A 3,399-nucleotide genomic window follows, 5' to 3' on the forward strand; every position below is an offset into this window, starting at 1 on the left:
ATCGCAAATTCATAGACATCGCTGCGTTCGGCGATGCCGATATGGAGCGCGCCATCGACGCGATCGTGATGTTTAATGCCATTACCGATCAGATTGGCAAATACCTGAGTCAACAACAGCCGCTTGGCATAAAGAGTCGGCAAATTTTTGGAGATCGCGATTTGAAATGTCTGCGGTGGCGATATGGTTTCGATCGTCTCGGCAATTAGTTCGCCAACTGCGACTGGTTCGATCGAGTCATCCGTGCGACCGATCCGCGCATAGTCGAGCAGTGCGTCGATGGTCGCCGACATCCGCTCGACCCGTCCGCGCAATAAGTTCATTTGCGATTGAGTGGTGGCAGTCAGCGAGCCTTCTAAGTCTTCTTCGATCCATTTGGAGAGATTGGCGACAGCTCGCAAGGGGGCTTTAAGATCGTGGGAGACGATATGCACGAAGCTATCTAGCTCTTGGTTGCGCGCTTCGAGATCGGCTTGGGTCTGCTGGCGATCGGTAATATCGATCGCCGCCAGAATGGCATAACTCGGACGTGCCAGGGCACCAGAGTGATTTTCGACCGGAGAGGCTGCTGCGGCAACAGCCGTACCAACGTTAGCGAAAAACACTTGCTTGCGAACGCTCAGGCAGCGGATTTCACCACTCGGCCACACCACCCGATGATCGCGGGCAAACCACCCCGTACTAGCAGGATCGAGAATTTGCGCGACAATTGCTGCGAGTTCGGCACGTTCGTCGGGATGAAAGGTAGCGTGGATCTGTTCGCGCGTCACAAAAGTGGTGTCGGCGGGAAAGCCATACATGATGACGGCTTCGGGCGAGAGGGCGACCAGATTAGTATGATAGTCAAATCTCGCCAGTCCCACACCTGCCACTTCAATTCCCGTCCGCAGTCGTTCCTGAGATTCCTGTAAGTCGCGCTCTGCGCGTTTGCGTTCGGTGATATCCCGAGCTTCAGCGACGATCTTCCAGACTTTACCAGTCTCATCGAAGACGGGTTTGAGCGAAAAATCGGTAGTCAGCGTCACGCCGCTAGGGTGGGGAAATTGGACTTCATAGCGGCTAAATTGACCGCTAGCAGCTCGCGCGATCGCGTCTTGGAGTTGCTGCTGAAGCTGCTCTGTGTGCCACCAGGGCGTCTCCCAGAATAGTTGGCCAGCGATATCTTCTCGACATGCCTCGATCGAGTCGAGGGCTGTTTGATTGACATCTAGCAACACGCCATCCAAGCTGACAATGCCCATCAGCTCGAAACTCTGGTCGAAAATCGCCGTGAATTTGCGTTCGCTCGCCCGCAATGCCTCTTCGTTCTGTTTGCGATGGGTGATATCGTGGGCGATCGCATACATGACATTTTGCTCGGGATAGGGCATCGCACTCCACAAGAACCACCGATAAGATCCATCTTTGCAGCGATAGCGATTCTCAAAGCTAGTCACGGGACAACCCGCAATCGTGGCTTGAGCGGCGGCTAAGGTTGCCATGCGTTCTTCGGGGTGAATCAACTCAATAAATGGTGTAGCCAGTAATTCTGCCTGGGTAAAGCCCAATGTTTGCTCCCACGCTAGATTCAACCGTGTGAAATACCCGTCGAAGTTCAATGTTGCCAGGAGATCGACCGATAGATTGAAGAAGCGATCTCGTTCTTGCTCTGCTTCTAGCCGCGCTGCCTCGATCCGCTTGCGCTCGGTAATCTCTTGCACCATCGCATTGATCCCGATCGGGCGATCTCGATCGTCTGTTTGTGGGTAGTAAGATACTAGCCAGTAACGTTCTACTCCCGGTTGAGCTTGAGTGGTACCACTTATTTCCAGATCGAGGATGGGCTGACTGGACTCAATGATTTGTCGATATAGCGGTTCTATTGTATCGGCTAAGTCTGGCAAGATCTCTCGAAGCGTCCGCCCGATATGCTCGTTGACACTCAGACCATCGATCTGTGCTAACTGCTCGTTAATTCTCACGAATCTAAAATCCAAATCGATAAAGCACAAACCGATTGGGGCATGTTGATAAATCGCTTCGATTTCGCCTAATTGAGATCTAATCGTGGCTTCGGCTTGCTGGAGCTGGGCTTGCTCTCGCTTGCGATCGGTGATATCTCGTCCGACACCGTACCAGCAATTGCTCTGTTGGTATGGCGTGGCACTCCACGATATCCAGACGTAGGAGCCATCTTTGCACTGACACCGATTTTCATAATCAACAACGACCCCGCCCTGTGCCAGACTTTGTGCCCCAGCCAAGGTAGACTCGCGATCGTCGGGATGCACGAATTCGATAAAGGGTTGCGCCATTAATTCGGCAGCCGTGAAGCCCAGCAGCCGCTCGAAAGCTGGATTGATCCGGGTAAAGTAGCCATCAAAACTACCGATCGCCAGTAGATCTAGCGACCGATCGAAAAACCTGTCGCGCTCTTGCTCTGCTCCCAGCCGATCTGCCTCTAGCTGCTTGCGAAGGGATATATCGCGCGAAACCGATAAAACTTGGCTGACCCGACCATCGCTAGCCAGGATCGGCGTCACAATTACTTCCCACCATTTCGGCGTACCTTTAGCAGTCGCACAATAACCGTCAAAGCGACCGACTCCCCCTGCTAAGGCGATGTTAAAAGCAGTTTGAGCCGATGCTCGTTCGCTACCTTGCCAGCATTCGAGCCATTGACTCCCCGCGACAGTAGCGAAGTCATCAATTTCCATCAGTGACTGTCCGTAATCGTTCATATACACCAAACGACCTTGTAAGTCCACAACTTTGATGCAGTCGCGATTGCTCTCTAAGATGCGACGTTTTAATTCCTCACTCTGGCGGAGTAGTTCTTCATCGCGCTTGCGATCGCTAATGTCCCGAAAGTAAATCCCCAAGCCTTCGGCAGCGGGATAAAGATGCGATTCAAACCAACTCCCAGTCGGCTCGAACCACACCTCCAGATGTACGGCAACTCGATCTATGAGTGCGCGCCGATACTCCCGCTCGACATGACCACCGCACAAGGATGGAAACAGATCCCAATGCGATCTGCCTAAAAATTCTGTGGGTGCTAAGTTAGTGAGCTGGCCAATGACTTGGGTAGCGGCTGGGTTGGCATAAATAATTCGCCAGTCGCGATCGACCGTGACATAAGCATCGGTCATGCTTTCCCAGATTTCGATTATCTTGAGATCGGCAGCTTGCAGCTCATGTTCTGTTGTTCTTTGGGCGGTAAGATCGCGCCAGCAGACTACCAGGCCATCATCTAACTTGGTTGCATGGAGAGAATACGCCCTAGTCAGTCTTTCCCCACCAAAGACATCCTCATATACTAGTTCTTCTTTAATCAGCGGTTGCCCGGTAGCCATCAATTGGCAGTATTCAGCCAATAAACCCGAAGTACGAACGGCAGGAAATACTTCACACAAAGGT

At 52.4% G+C, this 3,399-nt stretch carries 1 protein-coding gene; it reads right to left on the bottom strand.

Annotated elements, in window-relative coordinates; genetic code table 11:
• Positions 1 to 3,399: PAS domain S-box protein (locus RMO84_RS17020; RefSeq protein WP_310489625.1), on the bottom strand; the 3,399-nt coding region annotated here is incomplete at both ends.

Origin of the sequence: Chamaesiphon sp. VAR_69_metabat_338 (genome assembly GCF_031423935.1) — a bacterium.
Taxonomy (GTDB): Bacteria; Cyanobacteriota; Cyanobacteriia; order Cyanobacteriales; family Chamaesiphonaceae; genus Chamaesiphon.